The sequence below is a fragment of the Rhizobacter sp. P5_C2 genome (genome assembly GCF_054049715.1).
In genome coordinates, this window is record NZ_JBFULV010000116.1 from 1 (window position 1) to 19,622 (window position 19,622).

The 19,622-nt window shown below is 70.6% G+C and carries 18 protein-coding genes and 1 pseudogene; 9 read left to right on the forward strand and 10 right to left on the reverse strand.

Going from position 1 to position 19,622, the window contains the following annotated elements:
* The coding region (locus ACXJLU_RS28265; RefSeq protein WP_457336743.1) for a hypothetical protein at positions 1–248 on the reverse strand (248 nt) is incomplete at its 3' end.
* Between the two features lie 4 nt (positions 249–252).
* Positions 253–942, reverse strand: coding sequence for a response regulator transcription factor (locus tag ACXJLU_RS28270; RefSeq protein ID WP_457336745.1), 690 nt, complete (start codon positions 940–942; stop codon positions 253–255).
* 134 nt (positions 943–1,076) lie between these two features.
* Here ACXJLU_RS28270 and ACXJLU_RS28275 point away from each other — a divergent pair, with 134 nt between their 5' ends.
* On the forward strand, positions 1,077–1,415 hold the full coding sequence (locus ACXJLU_RS28275) for a cysteine rich repeat-containing protein (protein ID WP_457336747.1): 339 nt from the start codon (positions 1,077–1,079) through the stop codon (positions 1,413–1,415).
* A gap of 18 nt (positions 1,416–1,433) precedes the next feature.
* Here ACXJLU_RS28275 and ACXJLU_RS28280 read toward each other — a convergent pair whose 3' ends face one another.
* Positions 1,434–1,679: a hypothetical protein gene (locus tag ACXJLU_RS28280; RefSeq protein WP_457336749.1), complete on the reverse strand. Its 246-nt coding sequence runs from the start codon at positions 1,677–1,679 to the stop codon at positions 1,434–1,436.
* Between the two features lie 282 nt (positions 1,680–1,961).
* Entirely contained in the window at positions 1,962–3,044 is a 1,083-nt protein-coding gene (locus ACXJLU_RS28285) for a type IV toxin-antitoxin system AbiEi family antitoxin (protein WP_457336751.1), read from the reverse strand.
* A 194-nt stretch (positions 3,045–3,238) separates the two neighbouring features.
* Between ACXJLU_RS28285 and ACXJLU_RS28290 the strand changes: the two genes are divergently transcribed.
* Positions 3,239–7,087, forward strand: coding sequence for a M48 family metallopeptidase (locus ACXJLU_RS28290; RefSeq protein ID WP_457336753.1), 3,849 nt, complete (start codon positions 3,239–3,241; stop codon positions 7,085–7,087).
* On the opposite strand, the pseudogene ACXJLU_RS28295 reads toward ACXJLU_RS28290, so the two are convergent.
* Positions 7,059–7,959 (reverse strand): annotated as a pseudogene (locus tag ACXJLU_RS28295) (LysR family transcriptional regulator). The gene ACXJLU_RS28290 and the pseudogene ACXJLU_RS28295 overlap by 29 nt on opposite strands.
* 101 nt (positions 7,960–8,060) lie before the next feature.
* Here ACXJLU_RS28295 and ACXJLU_RS28300 point away from each other — a divergent pair.
* Positions 8,061–9,482 carry an aldehyde dehydrogenase family protein gene (locus ACXJLU_RS28300; RefSeq protein WP_457336755.1) on the forward strand — a complete coding sequence of 474 codons (1,422 nt, stop codon included), beginning with the start codon at positions 8,061–8,063 and terminating at the stop codon, positions 9,480–9,482.
* 6 nt (positions 9,483–9,488) lie between these two features.
* On the opposite strand, the gene ACXJLU_RS28305 is transcribed toward ACXJLU_RS28300, so the two are convergent.
* Positions 9,489–10,148, reverse strand: coding sequence for an NADPH-dependent F420 reductase (locus ACXJLU_RS28305; protein ID WP_457336757.1), 660 nt, complete (start codon positions 10,146–10,148; stop codon positions 9,489–9,491).
* Positions 10,149–10,247: 99 nt separating this feature from the next.
* On the opposite strand from ACXJLU_RS28305, the gene ACXJLU_RS28310 reads away from it, so the two are divergent.
* Entirely contained in the window at positions 10,248–11,198 is a 951-nt protein-coding gene (locus ACXJLU_RS28310; RefSeq protein WP_457336759.1) for a LysR family transcriptional regulator, read from the forward strand.
* Between the two features lie 3 nt (positions 11,199–11,201).
* Here the strand turns inward: ACXJLU_RS28310 and ACXJLU_RS28315 are convergent, their stop codons facing one another.
* On the reverse strand, positions 11,202–12,704 hold the full coding sequence (locus ACXJLU_RS28315) for an AMP nucleosidase (RefSeq protein ID WP_457336761.1): 1,503 nt from the start codon (positions 12,702–12,704) through the stop codon (positions 11,202–11,204).
* A gap of 108 nt (positions 12,705–12,812) precedes the next feature.
* Between ACXJLU_RS28315 and ACXJLU_RS28320 the strand changes: the two genes are divergently transcribed.
* The gene (locus ACXJLU_RS28320; RefSeq protein WP_457336763.1) at positions 12,813–13,574 is read left to right on the forward strand and encodes a tetratricopeptide repeat protein; all 762 of its coding nucleotides are present in this window, start codon (positions 12,813–12,815) and stop codon (positions 13,572–13,574) included.
* A 12-nt stretch (positions 13,575–13,586) separates the two neighbouring features.
* Here ACXJLU_RS28320 and ACXJLU_RS28325 read toward each other — a convergent pair whose 3' ends face one another.
* A complete protein-coding gene (locus tag ACXJLU_RS28325; protein ID WP_457336765.1) occupies positions 13,587–14,297 on the reverse strand; it encodes an SDR family oxidoreductase in 711 nt (236 codons plus the stop codon).
* A 118-nt stretch (positions 14,298–14,415) separates the two neighbouring features.
* On the opposite strand from ACXJLU_RS28325, the gene ACXJLU_RS28330 reads away from it, so the two are divergent.
* Complete coding sequence (locus ACXJLU_RS28330) at positions 14,416–15,003, forward strand: TetR/AcrR family transcriptional regulator (protein ID WP_457336767.1); 588 nt, start codon at positions 14,416–14,418, stop codon at positions 15,001–15,003.
* Positions 15,004–15,009: 6 nt separating this feature from the next.
* Here ACXJLU_RS28330 and ACXJLU_RS28335 read toward each other — a convergent pair whose 3' ends face one another.
* Positions 15,010–16,935 carry a M61 family metallopeptidase gene (locus ACXJLU_RS28335; protein ID WP_457336769.1) on the reverse strand — a complete coding sequence of 642 codons (1,926 nt, stop codon included), beginning with the start codon at positions 16,933–16,935 and terminating at the stop codon, positions 15,010–15,012.
* Between the two features lie 140 nt (positions 16,936–17,075).
* Here ACXJLU_RS28335 and ACXJLU_RS28340 point away from each other — a divergent pair, with 140 nt between their 5' ends.
* The 3 genes from ACXJLU_RS28340 to ACXJLU_RS28350 all read left to right on the forward strand — a co-directional run bounded on the left by ACXJLU_RS28340 (position 17,076) and on the right by ACXJLU_RS28350 (position 19,189).
* A complete protein-coding gene (locus ACXJLU_RS28340) occupies positions 17,076–18,230 on the forward strand; it encodes a GGDEF domain-containing protein (protein ID WP_457336771.1) in 1,155 nt (384 codons plus the stop codon).
* A 3-nt stretch (positions 18,231–18,233) separates the two neighbouring features.
* Positions 18,234–18,686 (forward strand): MerR family transcriptional regulator, encoded by a 453-nt coding sequence (locus ACXJLU_RS28345; protein ID WP_457336773.1) that lies wholly within the window; start codon positions 18,234–18,236, stop codon positions 18,684–18,686.
* Positions 18,687–18,760: 74 nt separating this feature from the next.
* The gene (locus ACXJLU_RS28350) at positions 18,761–19,189 is read left to right on the forward strand and encodes a nuclear transport factor 2 family protein (RefSeq protein WP_457336775.1); all 429 of its coding nucleotides are present in this window, start codon (positions 18,761–18,763) and stop codon (positions 19,187–19,189) included.
* Between the two features lie 4 nt (positions 19,190–19,193).
* Here the strand turns inward: ACXJLU_RS28350 and ACXJLU_RS28355 are convergent.
* On the reverse strand, positions 19,194–19,622 hold a 429-nt coding region (locus ACXJLU_RS28355), incomplete at its 5' end, for a helix-turn-helix domain-containing protein (RefSeq protein ID WP_457336777.1).

Here is a 19,622-nt window from a genome sequence, read left to right on the forward strand (position 1 = left end):
GCGTTGCGCACGGTGCGCCGCGCTTCGGGTGGGGCGTCGTCGCGCTGCTGCACGGCCAGCGCGTCCGCCACCGGCGGTGCGAGCCCGACCGCCGCCGCCAGGTGCGGCGCCCAGCGCTCCGCGTACAGCACCGCCACCGTCACGTTGCGCTCGATGTAGAACAGCAACCCGAACACCAGCGTGAGCGCGAGCACCAGGCCGAGCTGCGCCATCAGTAGGCGGGCGAACAGGCTGTCGAAGCGGCGCACGAACTCAGCCGCGCGGCACGAAGACGTAGCCTTCGCCGCGAATGGTGTCGATCCATGCGCTGCCCGGCGCGGCCTCGGCCAGCTTGCGGCGCAGCCGCGCGACCTGCACGTCCACCGTGCGGTCCAGCGGCTTGTAGCCGCCACTCTGCACCGCGTCGCTGAGCTGCTCGCGCGTCAGCGGCCGGCCGGGCGTGCGCGCGAGGGCGGTCAGCAGCTTGTACTCGACGCTGGTCAGCGCGATCGCGGCGCTGCCGGCCCGCACTTCGCGCTTCAGCAGGTCGATCGTCAGGCCGTCGAAGCGCAGTTGCGGCGCGTCGGCCCGGCCGGGTGCCTGGCGGCGCAGCAGCGCGCGCACCCGGGCGACGAGTTCGCGCGGCTCGAACGGTTTCGGCAGGTAGTCGTCGGCGCCGATCTCCAGCCCGAGCACGCGGTCCATCGGGTCGCCGCGCGCCGTCAGCATCACGATGCCGAGGCCGGGGTGCGCCGCGCGCCAGCGGCGGCAGACGTCGAAGCCATTGGCGTCCGGCAGCATCACATCCAGCAGCACCGCATCGGGCTGCCCTTGCGACAGCGCACGCTCGCCATCGCCGGCGGTCAGCACCGCGTGCACCGACCAGCCTTCGCGCTCGAGCAGCTCGCACACCATGCCGGACAGCTCGGCATCGTCGTCGACCATCAGGACCAGCGGCTTCATGGAGCGGCAGTCTACGGTTCGCGCAGCGGGGCAGCGCGAACATTTCAGTGCTGTCGCAATTCGTCATGCGTGCGGCGTGGCGGCGCGGTGCTTCGGCGTTTCAATCCGGCCATCGATGCCCTGGAGACCCTCCCATGAAGACGACGCCCCTCCTGCTGTCCTTGTCGCTGCTCGTGCTGGCTGGCGCTGCCGCCGCGCGCGACGCCAACCCGATGGCCCAGGCCTGCAAGGCCGACCACGCGAAGTTCTGCAAGTCGACGCAGCCCGGCGGCGGGCGCATCGTCGAGTGCCTGAAATCGCACGAGGCCGAACTGGCGCCGGCCTGCAAGTCGGCGATCGACACCGCATCGACCTGCGGGCCCGAGGTGAAGAGAATCTGCGGCGATGCAAAAGGGAGTGCCGTGCGCGAGTGCGTGAAGGCGCACGCGGCCGAATTTAGCGAGGCCTGTCGCGCGACGCTTGCCAAGCGCTGAGCGGGCGCTGTCCTCCGATCACATGCCGAGCCGATCCAGCCACGCCTTGACCTGGCGAAATGCGTCGAGCTGGACCTGGTCCGGCGTCATGCCGCCCAACGCGGCCGAGTCATCCAGGAACCGACGCACGGTCACAGGCCCATAGGCCGTTCCATCGGTGAACTTGCTTGCAATGCACTTGAACCCCTTGAGCGCCACCGGATCGTCGAGCAGGGGTCTGCAGGCTTCGGCGAGCGCATCGGGTCCGCCTTCGAACTGGCGCACCGAGAAGTAGATGTCGTAGGCATCCTTGTGCTTGTCGCGTCCGACGAGCGCATGGCCACCCCGGCACCATCCGGCTTCTGGACTGCAAAATTGGCCAGCGGCGGCGGCTTGTTGCGCTGGAATTCCGCCTCGCGAGGCATGAGCAGAGAAGCCATGGCACGGAGCCACCGATGACGACGAAGCGGTCCAGGTACGCTCCGAGGATCTGGCCGATCTCCAGCAGCACCGAATGCACCGCCTGCGAGCCCGCATCGTCGTAGTCGTTGGCTGAGCGGGGTTCCATCACGGTTCCTTGCTGAACAGGGGCTGGATCTTCTCGGCCCGCCAATGGGCGGCCGCTTCGCGACCGCGTTCTCCCGTGGACAGCAGGTCGAGGTAGGTCTGGATCGGGCCGGTTCCTTGAGACTGAGTGCCCAGATCCGAGGTCTCGTTCCACAGGCCTTCGTCGCTCGGACGGAAGACGGTCACGTTCTCGCCTTTGTCGACGGGTGAGATCGCCAGGTGCTTCTTGAGCAATTCGATCCCGACGGGCGCCGCATAGAAGAACTCGCCCGCCACGCGTGCATACGGCGCCAGACGTCGGGCCACGGAGTGGGACGCGAGCAGCACGTGCGATTGATGCCGGGCGGCTTCGACGAAGACTTCTTCGATGGCGGTTTCGAGGGCGCGCCCATGCATCAGCGTGTGGCCGCGCAATGCGACGCTGGGAGCGTGCAAGCCGTCATCTCGCCATGCATCGAGGAGTGCATCGGGTTGCGTGAGTCGAAAACCTTCGCCCGATTCGGCGGACGCCCATTCCCGCTCGATCAATGCGCGCCGGACGTTGCTGACCTGGCCCATGCTCACACCCGCCTGGCCCGCCAATTCAACGACCTTCCATGGCAGGAAAGGCTTGTGCAGCAACAACTTGAGCAACCGGGCGGACTTCGGAAAGAACAGGGAACGTTGCTCGCGCTTCGTCGCGAAAGGATCGCGGTCCGCCTTGTGGATCTCCAGATGGAGGCGAGGAAACACGATGCGGGCGTTGCCGGCGAAGTCGAGCCACCCGATGTTGCTTTCTTCCAGCAAGCTGCGCGAGGCCGGCGAGATGAAGGGCGCCACCACCAGGCCGCGCGTCAGGCCGGTGGCTCGAAGCAGCGCCGGGCCGAGTTGCCCCATCGCATTTCGCACCTGACGAGGTTGCCCGGACGACTTGCTTTCGATGATCAGGTGGCACGGCGTGCCGTCGATGCTGAACTCGGCATGGCCATCGGGGCCGCCGTCCCGCGGACGCGCGTCGATGGTGAGGTCGGCAACGATCGGCGATGCTGCCAGCAGTTGACGCAGCGCGTCGGGCCACCCGGTTTCGACTTCGTGCGGCGTCATATTTCACTCAAAGTGCCAGTTTCAACGGGTGCTGAATATATCAGTTCGGGTAAAATTATCGAATAGTTTCACTGTAACTTAGGATTTCAACAACCGTTGAAGTGACTGTTTCGAGTGATATGCCCTCGCCCGGCATGCCCCCTTCCCCTACCATCCGCGCCAGCGGCCGTGAGGCCTGTCACAGGGACGAGGGAATGAGTTCACCGATCAAGGCGCCACCGGCCAAGCTGGTCGCCAAGCTGGCCCGGCCCAGCGCCGCGTACAAGCGCCACGCCTGGCTGGCCGTCGCCGCGCTCGCGGCCTTCATGCTGCTGTACCTCGGTCTCGCAGGCTGGTTCCTGTTCACCGCCTGGCGCCTGACCCTCGGGACCGAGAGTTCGTCCGGCAGCGCCGTCTGGGGCTGGGTGATCGGCGGCTGCGCGGCCTTCCTCGCGGTCTTCATGCTGAAGGCCATCTTCTTCGTCAAGCAGGGCTCGCAGGACAACACCCTCGAGATCACCGCGGCCGAACAGCCGCGCCTGTTCGAGTTCCTGCACAAGCTGGCCGACCGCGCCGGCGCGCCGCGGCCGCACAAGGTGTTCCTGTCGGCGCGCGTCAACGCCGCGGTGTTCTACGACCTGTCGGTGCTGAACCTCGTGATGCCGTCGCGCAAGAACCTGGAGATCGGCCTCGGCCTCGTCAACGCCGTCACGCTGGGCGAGATGCGTGCCGTGCTGGCGCACGAGTTCGGCCACTTCGCGCAGAAGTCGATGGCGGTCGGCCGCTGGGTCTACGTCGCGCAGCAGATCGCCGGCCACCTGGTCGCGCGGCGCGACAAGCTCGATGCCTTCCTGAAAGGCCTGTCGCGCTTCGACATCCGCATCGCCTGGGTCGGCTGGGTGCTCGGCGTGATCGTCTGGGCGATCCGCTCGCTGGTCGACAGCGCGTTCTCGGCGGTGCTGCTGGTGCAGCGCGCGCTGTCGCGCGAGATGGAGATGCAGGCCGACCTGGTGGCGGTGTCGCTGACCGGCAGCGATGCGCTGATCCACGCGCTGCACAAGCTGCAGGCGGCCGACGACTCGTGGGACCGCACGCTCGGCTTCATCGGCAGCGAGCACGCCAGGGAGCGCGTCACGCGCGATGCCTTCGCGATCCAGTCGCGCGTGATGCAACGCATGGGCCAGGTGCTGAACGACCCGCAGTACCACCGCGTGCCGGCGCTGCCGGCCGACAAGCCGCAGCAGCACCGCCTGTTCAAGGCCGAGGTCGCGCAGCCGCCGCGCATGTGGCTCACGCACCCGCTGAACCACGAGCGCGAGGCGAACGCGAAGCGCCACTACGTGGCCGCGCCGTTCGACGACCGCAGCGCGTGGGCGCTGTTCGACGATGCGCCGGGCCTGCGCGAGCGCGTCACGGCGCAGCTGATCGGCGAGACCAAGCTCGCGCCGCTGCCGATCGAGGACTCGCTGCAGGCGCTCGACGAGCAGTTCGCGCGCGAAAGCCTGCAGGGCCGCTACCGCGGCGTGTACCTCGGCCGCTCGGTCACGCGCAGCGTGAAGAGCGCGGCCGAGCTGGTCGATCCGGCGCTGCAGCGCGCGACGCCGTCCGAACTGGCAGCGCTCTACCCCGAATCGCTGCTCGACGACGTGGCGCGGCTGCGTGAACTGGCGCTTGAGCTGGCCCAGTTGCGCGCGCTGAAGTCCGGTGCGCTGAAGGCCCCCGGCGGCGTGATCCGCCACCGCGACCGCACGCTGAAGCACGGCGAGCTGCCGGGCCTGCTGAAGACCGTCGAGCGCGAGCACCGCCAGGTCGAGCAGCGCCTGCTGGCGCACGACAAGGCCTGCCGCAGCACGCACCGCGCCGCGGCGGCGCAGCTCGGCGGCGGCTGGGACGCCTACCTCGACGGCCTGCTGGCGTTGCTGCACTACGCCGACCACAGCGAAGCCAACCTGCGCGATGCGCAAGGCCTGCTGTCCAACGCCTGGCAGGTCGAGAGCGCGACGCGGCGTGTCGGGAAGGCCGGCGTCGCGCGGCTGGTGGTCGTCGCCAACCAGCTGCAGTCGGCCTTGCAGCGGGTGTCGGACCAGCGCGATGCGCTGCTGCTCGACAGCACGCTGCGCGACAAGCTCGGCGTCGCGAGCTGGAGCGAGCTGCTGGGCGAGTTCAAGCTGCCGCCCACCACCGGCGACAACCTGGGCGACTGGCTCGGCGTGGTCGACAGCTGGGTCGACCAGCTGGCCGGGGCCTGCGGCCGGCTGCGCTCGCAGGCGCTCGACCAGTTGCTGCGCACCGAGGCGCTGGTCGCCCGCCGCGCACGCGGCGAGGCGGTGCCCGAACTCGCTGCCGCGGCGCCCGAGCCCTCGCGCGCGCCGACCAACTACGACACGCTGCTGGCCGGGCGCGAACGCGAGCGGCAGACGCGCCTCGGCTGGCTCGCGCGCTTCCAGACCGCCGATGGCGCGCTGCCGATGCTGGCGCGGCTCGGCGTGGCCGGCGGCATCATCGCCGCCGTGCTGGGCCTGGGCGGCTCGGTCGGCGATGCGCAGATCGTCGTCTACAACGGCCTGGGCACGCCGGTCCAGGTGACGGTGGCAGGACGCCCCCCGCTGGCGGTGGCGCCGAACGCACTGCAGCGGATCACGCTGCCGGCCGGCCACCTCGTGCAGGTCGAATCGCGCACGCCGAAGGGCGCCCTGATCGAATCGTTCGAGGCCGATGCGAAGGGCAGCTTCGGCACCTACGTCTACAACGTCGCTTCGGCGGCGCCGCTGGTCGAGTGGACGGCCGTGTACGGCCGCACGCAGCGCATTCCGGAACGCATGCTCGGCACGCCGCGCTGGTCGTCGACCGGTGCGGCGCATGTGTTCGAGGAGCCGCCGAAGACGATCAGCACGAAGGGCGGCGGCGGCACGCGCACCGTGCTGCAAGGCTTGGCCGACCTCTCGCCCGAGCGGCAGCTGAATGCGCTGGCCAACGATGCGCAGCGCCGCCAGCTGATCGCCACGCACCTGCGCTGGGATGCCAGCGGCAGCGCGCCGGCCTTGCAGTGGCTCGGCATGGTCGGCGACGATGCGCAATTGCTCGCGCTGCTGCGCGAGCGCTTGAAGGCGACGCCCGATGACGTGGCCGCGCTGCGGGCCGAGCAGGACGGCACGCTGGCCGAAGCGCATGCCGAGGTCTGCGCGCGCCACGTGGCCGCCAGCCGCGCCGCGCCCGCCAACCCGAACCTGCGCTATGCCGCGCTGCGCTGCGACACCGAGAACCCGCAGAAGTGGCAGGCCTTCATCGACGGCCACGCGCGCTGGCCGGCGCACGCCTGGTTCGGCTACGCGGCGGCGTATTCCGAGCTCGATTTCGGTCGGTTGGACGCCGGCCTGGCCGGGCTCGGCGAAGCGCGCGCGCGGCTCGCGCCACTGGCCGAGCACATCGCGATCGACGAGGCGCGGCTGCGCCGTTTCCTGAAGCAGGACGACGCGAAGCACATGGCCGAGCTGACGCGCGCGTCGCCGATGCTGCAGACCCGACTGGCGATGGAGAGCGGCACGTCGACGGCCGAGGAGCCGCTGCCGACCGAGTACGCCGAACTGGCGCGCGGCCGCTTCGATGCCGCGATCAAGGCCGCGGCCACCGGCTCCGCGCACCGCCAGGCGCGCCTGCTGCGGCTGGCGGCGGCGTCCGACGGTGCCGATCAGCAGCTGGTCATCCGCGCGATCGCGTTGCCGCTGGACAGCGGTGTCGACGATGCCACCGCGTGGTTGGCGGCCGCCGTCGCGGCGCGTGGCGGGCAGGACATCGAGTCCTTCATCGGCGTTGTCGCGCGCCGCTCGCCGACCGATGCGGCGCTGATGCGGGTGTTCTTCGAGCAGTTGCAGAAGACGCGCGATGTCGGCGTGGCCGACCGCGTGCTCGCCGAGGTGTCTTTCCAATGGCGCATGCAGGCGTATGCGGCCGGCGTCGTGCTGCTGGGCCGTGAGGCGCCGGCGGCCTGGCGCGACGCGGCCCGCAAGCTGCTGTTCGCCGACGAGCGGCCGTACTTCATGGAGAGCGCATCACCTCGCGGATGAGGTCGATGAACGCCCGCAGCCCTGCCGGCACGTGCCGGCGCGTCGGGTAGTACAGGCAGATGCCGGCGTAGGGCGGCGTCCACTCGTCGAGCATGCGAACCAGCCGGCCCTGCTTCAGGTCCTCGCCGACATGCAGCTCCGACAGGTAGCCGATGCCGAGCCCCGCGTGCACCGCCTCGCGCATCAAGGACGGCTCGTCCAGCGTGATCGGGCCGGGCACGTCCAGCGTCATCGATTCGCCGTGCCGTTCGAACTCCCAGCGGTAGCGCGCGCCGCTCGCGAGGCGCCAGCGGATGCAGCGGTGCTTCATCAGGTCGCCCGGCGTGGCCGCGACCCCCGTGTGCCGCCACGTAGTCGTGCGACGCGACCACGGCCGTGCGCATGTCGCCGCTCATCGGCACGGCGATCATGTCGCGCGGCACCGCCTCGGCCAACCGGATGCCGGCGTCGTAGCCCTCGGCGACGATGTCGATCAGCCGGCCCTCGGTGACCAGGTCGACCTGCATCTGCGGGTAGCGCTTCAGGAACGCGAGCACGATCGGCTCGAACACGATGCGCGCCGCGCCGACGGAGGTGTTCAGCCGCAGCGTGCCGGCCGGCGTGTCGCGCAGCAGGTTCACTGCCTCCATCGCGCCGCGGATGTCGCCGAGCGCCGGCGCGATGCGCGCGACGAACTGCTCGCCCGCCGCCGACAGCGCTACGCTGCGCGTCGTGCGGTTGAACAGCCGCACGCCGAGCCGCGCTTCGAGCCCGGCCACCGCGTTGCCCAAGGCCGAGGTCGACATGCCCATGTCGGTGGCCGCCGCGCGGAAGCTGCCGTGCCGCGCCACCGCCAGCACCGCTTCCAGTTCGACGAGGCCCGACTTGTGCATTGTCCTGATTCCCGGAACGAGTCGTGAAGGTTTGGCCAGCTTATCAAATCAATGACGGCCGCCTAGATTCGCTGCATCGGTTCATCACACAGGACATCGACATGCACGACATCACCCGGATCTACATCGACGGCGCGTTCGTGGCCCCGCACGGCCAGGAGCGTTTCGACCTCTTCAACCCGGCCACCGAGGCCCTTATCGGCCAGGTCACGCTGGGCGACGCCGAAGACGCACGGCGTGCGATCGCTGCCGCCAAGCGGGCGCTGCCCGGCCTGTCGCGCAGCCCGAAGGCCGGGCGGGTCGCGATGCTGCGCCGGCTGCACCAGGCGGTGCTGGCGCGCGTCGACGACATCCGCGACGCGACCATCCTCGAGTACGGCTGCCCGGTCGCGCGGGCGCAATGGAGCGCGCAGTACGCCGCCGACGCCTTCCTGCAGGCCGCGCAGACGCTGGAGGACTACCCGCTCGAACGGCGCATCGGCAGCGCCGAGGTCGTGATGGAAGCGGTCGGCGTGGTCGGGCTGATCACGCCGTGGAACGCGAACGCCGGCTTCATCTGCAACAAGCTGGCGACCGCGATCGCGGCCGGCTGCAGCGCGGTGATCAAGCCCAGCGAGATGAGCGCGATCCAGACCCAGGTCGTCACCGAGGCGCTGCATGCGGCCGGCCTGCCGCCGGGCGTGTTCAACATCGTCAACGGCCGTGGCGACGTGGTCGGGGCCGAGCTCAGCACGCACCCCGATGTCGCGAAGATCTCGTTCACCGGCTCGACGGCGGTCGGCAAGGGCATCCTGCGCGCCGGCGTCGAGACGATGAAGCGGGTGACGCTCGAACTCGGCGGCAAGTCGCCGACCGTGATCCTCGACGACGCGGACCTCGGCGAGGCGGTGAAGCTCGCCGTCGCGGCCGGCTTCATCAACAGCGGCCAGGCCTGCATCGCCGGCACGCGCATCCTGGTGCCGCAGGCGCGCATGGCGGAGTACGCGCAGCGCATCGGCGACGCGGTGGCGCAGGTGCGGGTCGGCGACCCGGCCGATCCATCGACCGCGATCGGGCCGATGGTGAGCCAGCGGCAGTTCGATCGTGTGCAGCGCTACATCGGGATCGGCATCGCCGAAGGTGCGCGGCTGGTGGTCGGCGGCGAAGGCCGGCCCGACGGCCTGCCGCGCGGCTGGTTCATCCGCCCGACGGTGTTCGCCGACGTGCGCAACGACATGACGATCGCACGCGAGGAGATCTTCGGGCCGGTGCTGTCCGTCATCGGCTACCGCGACGAAGAGGACGCGATCGCGATCGCCAACGACTCGGTCTACGGCTTGCAGGCGGTCGTGTCGTCGACGAACCCAGCGCGCGCCCGGGCTGTCGCGGCACGGCTGCAGGCTGGCCGCGTGCAGATCAACGGCCTGCACCACGAGCCGCTCGCGCCGTTCGGCGGCTTCAAGCAATCGGGCCTGGGCCGCGAGTTCGGCGCGTTCGGGCTCGAGGCCTTCCTCGAGCCGAAGAGCGTGCTCGGCGCGGCTTGAACGGCCTCAGGCGGGCTTGCGGTTCAGCAGGCTGAAGCCGTGGGTCCAGTGGTTGTTGCCGAAGCCGTAGCGGATCCAGATCATCGCGAGCGGCTCCAGCAAGCGCGACTGCTCGATGCCGCCGAGGTCGATCGCGCTGCGCCAGCCGAAGCTGCGCAGGATGGCGGCGACCTCGGCCTTCGCGCCGGCGTCGTTGCCGGCGATGAACATGTCCGGCTCGCCGTCGGCCAGCGTCGGCTGCACCATGTGGGCCGCGGTGATGATGTTGAAGGCCTTCACGACCTTCGAGTGCGGCAGCAGCCGCTGCGCCGTCTCGCCGGCCGAGTCGGTGAAGCCGAGCGCGAGCGCCGGCTGGCCCGAGCTGAAATCGACCGGGTTGACGGCGTCGATCACCGTCTTGCCGGCGAGTGCGTCGGCCAGGGCCGGCGTCAACGCCGCCTTCAGCGCGGCCCAGGGCAGCGCGATGACGGCGCTGTCGGCCTGCCGGGCGGCATCGACAAGGCTCGCCGCGGTGCTGCCGGGCACGGCGGCGAGTGCCGCGCGGATTTTCTCGCCGCCGGTGTCGCGGCTGCCGAACACCACGCGGTCGCCGCGGGCGGCGAAGCCTTTCGCGAGCGCCGTGCCGACGTTGCCGTTGCCGAGGATGGCGATGGTGGAAGAACTCATGTCAGGCTCCAATGGGATGTCGATGGAGGGAGTGTGCGAGCCGCTCATCGACAACGTAAGATGGTTGCCGGTTCCTGAACTCATAACCTGAGGTTGAGAATGGACGCAGCGCAGCGGGTGCCGGCCATCCTGTCGTTCGTGCAGACCGCCGACCGCGGCAGCTTCGCTGCGGCGGCCAAGGCGCTGGGCATCTCGGGGGCGGCGGTCAGCAAGAACGTCGCGTCGCTTGAGGCCGCGCTCGGCGTGCGGCTGCTCAACCGCACGACGCGGGTGCAGCGGCTCACGGGCGAGGGCGAGGCCTTCCTCGAGCGGGCGCGCGTCGCGATCGATGCGCTCGATGCGGCGGTCGATGCGGTCGCGGCGCAGCGCGCCGAACCGAGCGGGCGGGTGCGCATCTCGTGCCCCAGCAACTACGGCCAGCATTTCGTGCTGCCGCTGATGCCGGGGCTGCGGGCGCGCCACCCGGGGCTGGTCCTGGACCTGGATTTCGACGACCGGAAGGTCGACCTGATCGCGCAGGGCTACGACCTCGCGCTGCGCGGTGGCCGTGCCACCGATTCGGGCCTGGTGTCACGCCCGGTCGGCCGGCTCGAGATGGTGCTGGTCGCGACGCCGGCCTACCTGGCGGCCCGCGGCGTGCCGCGCAGCCGCGCCGAGCTGCCGGCGCATGACGCTGCGCTGGTGCGTTTCCTCAGCGGCGAGGTTTCGCCGTGGACCTTCCGCGATCCGGACGGCTCGACCGTCGACCTGTGGCCCGAGCGCTGCGTGATGACGATCTCGACCGGCGCCGCGGTGGAGACGGCGCGCATGGGCCTGGGCATCGTGCAAGTCGGGCTGCCGCAGGCCTGGCCGCTGTTGAAGTCGGGCGAACTGAAGGCGCTGTTCGTCGACGAGCACGTCGCCGGTGACCGCGAACTGGCGCTGCACTACCCGCACCGCGCGCTGGTCGCGCCGCGCGTGCGGGCGACGGTGGACCACCTGGTCGCGCAACTCGCGTCGAACGAGGCGCTGCACGTCACGCGCGAAGACGTGCGGCGCCTCGCGGGCTGAACCTCACTGGAAGGCGACTTCCGCGAAGCTGCGCAGCTTGCGGCTGTGCAGCTGATCCACCGTCTGCGCCCGCAGCAGCTCGACCGCGCGCATGCCGATGCGCAGATGCTGGTCGACGCGCTCGCGGTAGAAGTGGTTCGCCATCCCCGGCAGCTTGATCTCGCCGTGCAGCGGCTTGTCGCTGACGCACAGCAAGGTGCCGTACGGCACGCGGAAGCGGAAGCCGTTGGCCGCGATCGTCGCGCTCTCCATGTCGAGTGCCACCGCGCGGCTCTGGCTGAAGCGGCGCTCCGGCGTGCGCTGCGGCAGCAGCTCCCAGTTGCGGTTGTCGGTCGAGGCCACCGTGCCGGTGCGCAGGATGCGCTTCAGCTCGTAGCCGGTCAGCTGCGTGATGTCGGCCACCGCCGTCTGCAGCGCCACCTGGATCTCGGCCAGCGGCGGGATCGGCACCCACAGCGGCAGGTCTTCGTCGAGCACGTGGTCTTCGCGCACGTAGCCGTGCGCCAGCACGTAGTCGCCCAGCGCCTGCGTGTTGCGCAGCCCGGCGCAGTGGCCGAGCATGATCCACGCGTGCGGGCGCAGCACCGCGATGTGGTCGGTGATGGTCTTCGCGTTGGCCGGGCCGACGCCGATGTTGACCATCGTGATGCCGGCGCCGTCTTCGCGCACCAGGTGGTAGGCCGGCATCTGCGGCAGCCGCGGCGGGATCGAGCCCAGCTCGTCGCCCGGCCGGTGCGCGGTGCCGGTGCGGCGCGTGATCACGTTGCCCGGTTCGACGAAGGCGAGGTACTCGCTCGCCGGGTCGGCCATCGCCTCGTGGCCGAGGCGCACGAACTCGTCGATGTAGAACTGGTAGTTCGTGAACAGCACGAAGTTCTGGAAGTGCTCGGGCGCGGTGCCGGTGTAGTGGCGCAGCCGGTGCAGCGAGTAGTCGACGCGCGGCGCGGTGAACAGCGACAGCGGGTGCGACTGGCCGGGCCTGGTCTCGTAGGTGCCGTTGGCGATCGCATCGTCCATCGCGGCCAGGTCGGGCAGGTCGAACATGTCGCGCATCAGCAGCCGGCGCTCGGGGCCCAGGCTGCCTTCGAGGTGGTCGTGCTCGGCGAGCGAGAAGTGCACCGGGATCGGCTGGCCGCTGACGCCGACCTCGAGCGCGACGTTGTGGTTCTTCAGCAGCAGCCGGAACTGCTCCAGGTAGTAGCCGTTGAACAGGTCGGGCCGCGTCAGCGTGGTCTCGTAGGTGCCGGGGCCGGCGACGAAGCCGTAGCTCAGCCGCGAGTCGGCGCGCGCGACGGTGTCGGTGTGCACCCGCACGAACGGGTAGCAGGCCCGCACGTGCTCGGTGGGCGCGTTGCCCGCGACGAAGCTGTGCAGGGCACCGCGCAACTGCGCGAGGCTCTGCTCGTAGATGGCCTTCACCTGCGCCAGCGCGGCGATCGGGTCGGTGAAGCGCAAGGTGGCGATAGGGACCGGGGGGCCGGCCGGCAGCGTGGGAGCAAGGGACATGGAGGGTTCCTGGAGCCGTTCGTGACTATTCTCGCGCGCCGCCATCCCCCGTGCCGCCCGAGGCTTCCTACAATTTGCGCCCATCAGAATCATTCGAGGAGGACGCTCATGCCCATCGCAGGCCTCGGGCTGCACATCGTCATTGCCCTGTTTTTCGCGGTTCACGCGGTGCGCAGCCGCCAGCAGACCTACTGGCTGTTCGTGCTGTTCTCGTTCCCCGGGCTCGGCAGCATCGTTTATTTCCTGGCGATCTACCTGCCGGATTCGCGCCTGGAGCGCGGCGCGCGCAAGGCCATCGTCGCGGCGGTGAAGTCGCTCGACCCGACGCGAGAACTGCGCGACGCCCGCGCCGCGTTCGAGTACACCCCGACCGCGCAGAACCAGATGCGGCTCGCGACCGCGCTGTACGACGCCGGCGAGTTCGACGAATCGGCGCAGACATGGGAGGCCTGCCTGAAGGGCCCGTTCTCGACCGACCTGGAGATCCGCCGCGGCGCCGCCCGCGCGAGCTTCGCGCGCGAGCGCCCGCAGGAGGCGATCAGCCACCTGAACGCGATCCGCGCGCAGGACCCCGGCTTCCGCGAGGAAGAGATGTCGCTGCTGCTCGCGCGCTCGCTGGCGGCGGCCGGCCGCCATGGCGAAGCGCGCGATGCCTTCGAGGTGACGGTCGCGCGCTTCGGCAGCTTCGAGGCGCGCGCCGAGTTCGCGATCTGGGCGCTGGTGCAGCGCGAGACCGAACTCGCGGCGCGGCTGCAGGTCGAGATCGAGCGCGCCACCGAGCGCTGGAACCGGCACACCCGCGAACTCAACGCGGAGTTGATGCGCCGGCTGCGCCTCGCGCACGAGCAGACGAAGGCGCCGCGGGCCTGAGCGGCCCGGGCTTCAGGCCGTCGCCGGCTCGCCCAGGTACACACCGCGCGGCGCGGCCAGCCCCTGCCGCACGCCGCGGCTCAGGTCGTCGGCCAGCACCTCTTCGGCGCCGCTCGCGAGCGCGTCGACGACCTGCTGCGCCACCTGGTCGGGATCGGCCTTCGCCGTGTCCAGGCCCTTCGTCATGTCGGTGTCCATGTAGCCGACGTGCACGCCCACCACCTGCGTGCCCTGTGCGCGCAGCTCGCCGCGCAGGCCGTTGGTCAATGACCAGGCGGCCGATTTGCTCGTGCTGTAGGTGGCAGCGCTCGGAATGTTGACCCAGCTCAGCACCGACAGCACGTTGACGATCGCGCCGCCGCCGTTGGCCTTCAGCACCGGCGCGAAGGCCTGGCTCAGCGCCAGCGGGCCGAAGAAATTGGTCTCCATCTCGGCGCGCGCCGCCTCCGCACTGCCGGCCGCCAGCAGCGGCGATCCGCGCGTGATGCCGGCGTTGTTGATCACGACGCTCACGTCCTGCAGGCGCGCGGCGGCCGCGGCGATGTCGGCCGCGTTCGTCACGTCGAGCTTGACCGCTTCGACGCCCGGCAGCGTGATGCTGGCCGGGTCGCGGGCGGCGGCGTAGACCTTCTTCGCGCCGGCGGCGAGCAGCTGCTTGACCAGAGACTTGCCGAGGCCACGGTTGGCACCGGTCACGAGGATGACGGCATTGCGGATGTTCATGGCGGTGTCCTTTCAGGGTGTTTATATGACGGTCGTCATGATTGAGATTATATGATGTACATCATTTATCATGTCAAGCGGCAGCTTGCCCGACATTCCGCAGAAGAGGTCTTCCCCCATGAAAGTCAGTCGTGAACGAGCCCTTCAGAACCGCGAGCGGGTGCTGGCGGTGGCCGCGAAGCTGTTTCGCGAGCGCGGCTTCGACGGCATCGGCGTGGCCGACCTGATGAAGGGCGCCGGCATGACGCACGGCGGCTTCTACGGCCAGTTCGGCTCGAAGGAAGACCTGATGGCCGAAGCCTGCTCGCGGGTGTTCGACGAAGGGGGGCAGCGCTGGCGGCAGGTCGTGGACGATGCGGCCGCGCGGGGCGAGGACCGGCTGGCCGCCTTGGCGCGCACCTACCTGTCCGCCGAACACCGGGACGAGCCCGGCAACGGCTGCGCGATGTCGACGCTCGGTGCCGAGGCGGCGCGCCAGGGCCCGGCGCTGCGGGCCGCGTTCACCGCGGGGGTGCGCGGCGCGGTCGACTTCATCGGCGCACTGGTCGGCGGGCGCAAGGCGCGGCGCCGCGAGCGCGCGATCGTCGCCTATGCCGCGATGATCGGCGCGCAGGTGCTGGCGCGCGCGGTCGACGACGAGGCCTTGTCGACCGAGATCCTGCAGGTGGTCGCGGCAGAGCTCGCCGGCGAGCCCGCCCCGGCCTGAACCGGATCAGCGCAGCGGCGCGAACAGCGTCGTCAGCCGGTCTGGCGTGCCGTCGACGCGCTGCAGCGACGGGTAGCGCAGCCCGCCGCGCCACGCGATGCGCACGCTGCGGTACAGGTCGCCCGACTTCAGCAGCAGCTCGACCGGGTTGCCGTCCTTCGCGGCGGTGACGGCTTCTTTAAGCAGCTCTTCGGTGTACGCGCGGCCGTTGACGGCCAGCAGCGTCGCGCCCGGCGCCATACCGGCGTCGAAGGCCGGGCTGCCCCAGTTCACGTTGCGCACCTTGGCGGCCTCGCCGATGTCGAAGCCGAGCGAGTAGTTGAAATCGGCCACCTTGTAGGCGGCCATCCGGGCCTTGTAGTGCTCGCTCGGCTTGTCGCTCCACGCGAGCTTCCAGCCGGCGGCGGCGATGCCGGCCAGCGGTGCCGGCCGCTCGTGCGTGTCCAGCCGCTGGCGCAGGAAGCCGGCCCAGTCGTAGGCCTGCACGCGGTTCAGCTCGCGCACCACGTCGTCGAAGCCGTAGGTCAGCGGCTGCACGCGCTTCGGCTCGGCACCGAAGAAGGCCCGCGCGAAGTCGTCGAGCGAGCGCTTGCCGTTCGAGCGCTCGCGGATCAGCATGTCGGCCTCCAGCCAGACCAGGCGCGATTCATCGTAGTAGTCGGCGGAGCGCTGCCACGAGGTCCAGTCGCGGCGGCCGCGCGTGGCCCACAGCAGCGGCTCGTTGGTGGTGTCCTGCAGGTTGCGCCAGGCGCGACCGGCGCGGGCGTCGAGCAAGGCGGCGGTCTCGGCCAGGTCGTCGCGGGCATCGGCGGCGCTCACCAGGCCCGAGCGCGCCGCCAGCACCGCGCCCCAGTACTGCGTCTGGCCTTCGTAGACCCACAGCAGGCTGTCGCGCATCGGCACATTGAAATGCGGCGTCCACAGGTCGGCCGGGCGGCGGAACTTGCCGTTCCACGAATGGGTGTACTCGTGCGGCAGCAGGTCGCGCCCGATCGAACCCTTGCTCCACTCGGTGAAGTAGGCGGCCTTCACGCCGTTCTCGCTGGACTGGTGGTGTTCCAGCCCGATGCGGCCGAACTGGTCGCTGAGCGCCAGCAGGAACTCGTAGTGCGTGAAGTGGCGCGACGCGAACACCTTGTCGGCCTGCGTGACGAGGGCGCGGTGCGCCGCCAGCTGCTCCGGGCTGATGACGCCTTGCGACGCGCGGTCGGCGACCACGTTCAGGAACACCGGCGCCCGGCCGGCGGCGCGCGCGCCGGGGTCGAGGTCCAGGCGCTGCAGGTGGCGGCCGGCGAACACCGGCGAGTCGACCAGCGTGTCGAGGTCGGTGGCCTTGAACGAGAAGGTCGCGCCGCCGGTGGGGGGCGTGTCTTGCGACGCCAGTTCCAGCGCGGTGCCGGCCAGCCAGCCGGCGGGCAGCGTCAGGCTGGGCTGCACGGTGATCTTCGCGGCGGCGTGGCCGGCCGGGTACAGCACAACGGCGTTCCATTGCACGCCGAGCATGTCGGGCGTGACGACCTGCCGTTCATTGCCGGGCTCGAGCGGCGTCAGGAACTGGAACTCGATGTCGAGCGACGTCACCCCGGCCGGCACCTCGACGTGGAAGGCCGCACTGTCGACCGCATCGCGCAGCCACGCGACCGGCTTGCCGCCGGCGCTCACCTGCAGGCCGCTCAGCTGCGCAAGCGCCGCGCTCGGCGAATGCGTGCCGGGAAGCCAGCGCGGGTAGAACAGCGCGAGCGGGCCGGGCGAGACGGGGATCGTCTCGCGCACGCGGAAGATCTTGCGATCGAGGTCGGTGGCATCCACCGCGAGGCTGATCACGCCCGGGTAGGGCGCGTCGCTCAACGCCGGCAAGGTCTGCGCGGCAGCGAACGGGACAACGGTGGCCAGGCTGATGGCGGCCACCACGGTGCGAAGGGTCGGGTTCATCGGGGTCCTGTGAGTTGGACCGAAGACGATAAGCGAAAACTTCTGCGCGCTTCGTCACGCTGCCGGCGCCTGAGGCGGCAGGGTGTCACGAAGCGTGCGCATCCGTGGCGACAATCCCCCCCGCCGTACCTGCCACCGCCATGGACCCCGCCACCGTCATCCTGATGCTTGCCATCCACCTGATTGCCAGCGGCGGGCTGATGGCACTCGTGTGGGTCCGCATGCCGGGCGCGCCGGGGCTGGGCCGCTGGGCGGTCGCGAGCGGCCTGTTCGGCGTGGCCTATCTGGCGCGGCTGCTGGCCGGGCTGCAGGGCGTCGATGCGCTCGGCCTCGCCTCCGACGGCGCGATGATGCTCGCGGTGCTGCTGTTCGGCGACGGCGTGCGCGAGTTCGTCGGCCGCAAGTCGCTGCGGCCGCTGTGGGTCGGTGTGCTGGCGGTGCTGCTGTTCGGCGCCGAGGTCGCCGCGGCGGGCTTCGGTGGCGCGCAGGCGCGGCATGTCGCGCTGAACGCGATGATCGGCCTGCTCTATGCGCAGATCGCGTGGATCCTCGCCGCCGAGCGCCTGCGGCAGACCGCTCCGCTGCACGCGCCGCTGGCGCTGCTGGTCGGGATCGTCGGTGGGCTGTCGGCGCTGACGCTGCTGCGCGGCGCCCACATCGCGCACGACGGCATGCCGGTCGCCTTCCACGGCCCGGTGGCCCAGGCCTACTACCTCTATGCCTCGGTCACCGCGGTGGTCACCGCGCTGACGCTGGTGTGGATGATGCTGCTGCGCCTGAACGGCCAGCTCGCCGACCTGGCGACCCGCGACGCGCTGACCGGCGTGTTCAACCGCAACGGCCTCGCGCAGGCGCTGAAGCAGCATTTCGACCAGCGCCAGGCCGCGCCGCTGACGCTGCTGCTGGTCGACATCGACCACTTCAAGCGCATCAACGACACGCTCGGCCATGCCACCGGCGATGCGGTGCTGCAAGCCGTCGCACGCGAACTGACGGGCCAGTTGCGGGCCGGCGATTTCGTCGCGCGCATCGGCGGCGAGGAGTTCCTGATCGGCTGCGTCGGCGCGGACCCGGCCCTCGCGCTCGCGCTGGCCGACCGGCTGCACCGCGGCATCGGCCGGTTGCAGGTGCCGGCGGCGGTGGGCAGCGAACGGGTCGGCTGCACGGTGAGCATCGGCGTGTCGGCCGGCTTCGATCGCTTCGACGGTTGGGAGCCCGCGGCCTCGCAGGCCGACGAGGCGCTGTACCGCGTGAAGGCCTCGGGCCGGGATGCGGTTCAATCGCACCTGAGGTGAGCGATGAGCGATGACACCGCGCTGCTGATGCACATCGGTGAGCTGGCGGCCCGCAGCGGGCGCAGCGTCGACGCGATCCGCTGGTACGAGAAGCAGGGCCTGCTGCCGGGGGTCGGTCGCGACGCGGGACGGCGCCGCCTCTACAGCGAGCGCCACCTCGGCTGGCTCGAACTGATGGACCGGCTGCGCGGCACCGGCATGACGATCGCCGCGATGCAGGCCTACACCGCGCTGGTGATGCAGGGCCGGCGCACGCTGCCGCAACGCCGCGAGGTGCTGGCCGCGCACCGCGCGCAGGTCGAGGCGCGCATCGCTGAATGGAAGGCGGCGTTGAAACAACTCGACCGCAAGCTCGATTTCTACGCCGACTGGATCGCGCAGGGCGAACGCCCGCCGATGGACCCGCAAGGCCGGCCGCTCGCCCGCGTGAAGCGCCCGAAGACCCTGAAGCGCTGACGGGTTTCGCTTGATCTGGAGTGCGCTCCAGGTCGCCCACTCGCGGCCTTCAACCGCAACGCAGCGAGACCGCCATGACGAGCGACATCACCGAAACCAACCGGCAACTGATCGAGCGCATCTTCGCGCAGCTGGCGCAGGGCAACGGCCGTGCGCTGGTCGACGCGATGGACGACGACTTCTGCTGGACCCTCGCCGGCAGCAGCGCGTGGTCCGGCACCTGGCGCGGCAAGCAGGCGGTGCGCGAGCAGCTGCTGGCGCCGCTGTTCGCGCAGTTCGAGGGCACCTACACCAACACCGCCGAGCGCGTGATCGCCGACGGCGAGCATGTGGCGGTGCAATGCCGTGGCCACGTGAGCACGAAGGCGGGGCAGCGCTACGACAACCACTACTGCTTCGTCTTCCGCGTGGTCGACGGGCGGCTGAAGGAGGTGGTCGAGTACCTCGACACCGCGCTGGTCGATGCCGTGCTGCAGCCGCCGCCGGTGTTGCCGTTGCGCTGAGCGCTCAGCGCGCGGCGCCGCGCATCTGCCGCAGCCACGCACCGGGCGACAGGCCGGTCGCGCCCTTGAAGCGGCGGTTGAAGTGGCTCTGGTCGGCGAAGCCGGCATCCAGCGCGGCCTGCGCCAGCGGCGTGCCGGCGCACAGCAGCCGCTTCGCGTGCTCCAGCCGCACCGCGTTCAGGTAGGCATGCGGCGGCACGCCGAAGTGCTGCGCGAACGCGCGGCTCAGGTGCACGCGCGACAGCCCGGCCTCGCGTGCGAGTTCGCCGACCGACAGGTCGCGCGACGCGTGCGCGCGGATGTGGTCGCGCACGCGCAGCAGGCGCTGCAGCCCGGCCGCGAGCGGGGCCTGTGCGCTGCGCGGCGTCTCGCCATGGCGCAGCAGCAACTGCACCAGCACCTCGGTGGTCAGCGCCTCGCCGCGCAGCGACTC

What these genes read in the sequence shown, in the direction of transcription:
- ACXJLU_RS28270 (WP_457336745.1), bottom strand. Translation starts at nt 942, where the DNA reads ATGAAGCCGCTGGTCCTGATGGTCGACGACGATGCCGAGCTGTCCGGC.
- ACXJLU_RS28275 (WP_457336747.1), top strand. Translation starts at nt 1,077, where the DNA reads ATGAAGACGACGCCCCTCCTGCTGTCCTTGTCGCTGCTCGTGCTGGCT.
- ACXJLU_RS28285 (WP_457336751.1), bottom strand. Translation starts at nt 3,044, where the DNA reads ATGACGCCGCACGAAGTCGAAACCGGGTGGCCCGACGCGCTGCGTCAA.
- ACXJLU_RS28290 (WP_457336753.1), top strand. Translation starts at nt 3,239, where the DNA reads ATGAGTTCACCGATCAAGGCGCCACCGGCCAAGCTGGTCGCCAAGCTG.
- ACXJLU_RS28300 (WP_457336755.1), top strand. Translation starts at nt 8,061, where the DNA reads ATGCACGACATCACCCGGATCTACATCGACGGCGCGTTCGTGGCCCCG.
- ACXJLU_RS28305 (WP_457336757.1), bottom strand. Translation starts at nt 10,148, where the DNA reads ATGAGTTCTTCCACCATCGCCATCCTCGGCAACGGCAACGTCGGCACG.
- ACXJLU_RS28310 (WP_457336759.1), top strand. Translation starts at nt 10,248, where the DNA reads ATGGACGCAGCGCAGCGGGTGCCGGCCATCCTGTCGTTCGTGCAGACC.
- ACXJLU_RS28315 (WP_457336761.1), bottom strand. Translation starts at nt 12,704, where the DNA reads ATGTCCCTTGCTCCCACGCTGCCGGCCGGCCCCCCGGTCCCTATCGCC.
- ACXJLU_RS28320 (WP_457336763.1), top strand. Translation starts at nt 12,813, where the DNA reads ATGCCCATCGCAGGCCTCGGGCTGCACATCGTCATTGCCCTGTTTTTC.
- ACXJLU_RS28325 (WP_457336765.1), bottom strand. Translation starts at nt 14,297, where the DNA reads ATGAACATCCGCAATGCCGTCATCCTCGTGACCGGTGCCAACCGTGGC.
- ACXJLU_RS28330 (WP_457336767.1), top strand. Translation starts at nt 14,416, where the DNA reads ATGAAAGTCAGTCGTGAACGAGCCCTTCAGAACCGCGAGCGGGTGCTG.
- ACXJLU_RS28335 (WP_457336769.1), bottom strand. Translation starts at nt 16,935, where the DNA reads ATGAACCCGACCCTTCGCACCGTGGTGGCCGCCATCAGCCTGGCCACC.
- ACXJLU_RS28340 (WP_457336771.1), top strand. Translation starts at nt 17,076, where the DNA reads ATGGACCCCGCCACCGTCATCCTGATGCTTGCCATCCACCTGATTGCC.
- ACXJLU_RS28345 (WP_457336773.1), top strand. Translation starts at nt 18,234, where the DNA reads ATGAGCGATGACACCGCGCTGCTGATGCACATCGGTGAGCTGGCGGCC.
- ACXJLU_RS28350 (WP_457336775.1), top strand. Translation starts at nt 18,761, where the DNA reads ATGACGAGCGACATCACCGAAACCAACCGGCAACTGATCGAGCGCATC.